Source organism: Helicobacter suis (assembly GCF_902196125.1).
Taxonomy (GTDB): Bacteria; Campylobacterota; Campylobacteria; order Campylobacterales; family Helicobacteraceae; genus Helicobacter; species Helicobacter suis_B.
In genome coordinates, this window is record NZ_CABIKG010000068.1 from 1 (window position 1) to 614 (window position 614).

General features: G+C 45.9%; 1 rRNA gene. It reads left to right on the top strand.

Annotated features, from left to right (window positions below):
* Positions 1 to 614: ribosomal RNA gene (locus G6Q00_RS08350) — 23S ribosomal RNA — on the top strand; the annotation flags it as partial.

Here is a 614-nt window from a genome sequence, read left to right on the forward strand (position 1 = left end):
GACCGATAGCGCACAAGTACCGTGAGGGAAAGGTGAAAAGAACCGTGGGCAACGGAGTGAAATAGAACCTGAAACCATCTACTTACAATCATTCAGAGCACCATAGTGAATCCCTCTGAGGAATTGCGGGGGGGGGGGGGGGTATATACACAACTTATACACCCTCTCCTCTCATGATTACCTCTTATCTTTTTTAGAAAGGAGTTTTCATGAGACCTGATGACAATGCGTCTAATATGCAAAATCCCAACAAGGGGACTAGTGGGACAAATAAGCAATATGATCAAAATCAGGGGAATAGAGGAAGTCAGCTAAACCCCAATCGCAAAAAATAGGGTTAAGGAGGCTATCATGGGAAGAGGCCAACCAGATAATGATCCTAACAATGCGGGCTATCCTTCTACCACAGGCAACCCAAGCGGTGGCGGTAGAGGGAATGACGACCCTGATGATGATTAGGTTTAATTAGGTTTATAAGGAGGGGGTTTTTCAATTCTTCAGAGGGATTCACTGGTGTGATGGACTGCCTTTTGCATAATGATCCTGCGAGTTGTGGTGTCTGGCAAGGTTAAGTGAAAAACGAGCCGTAGCGAAAGCGAGTCTGAATAGGGCGT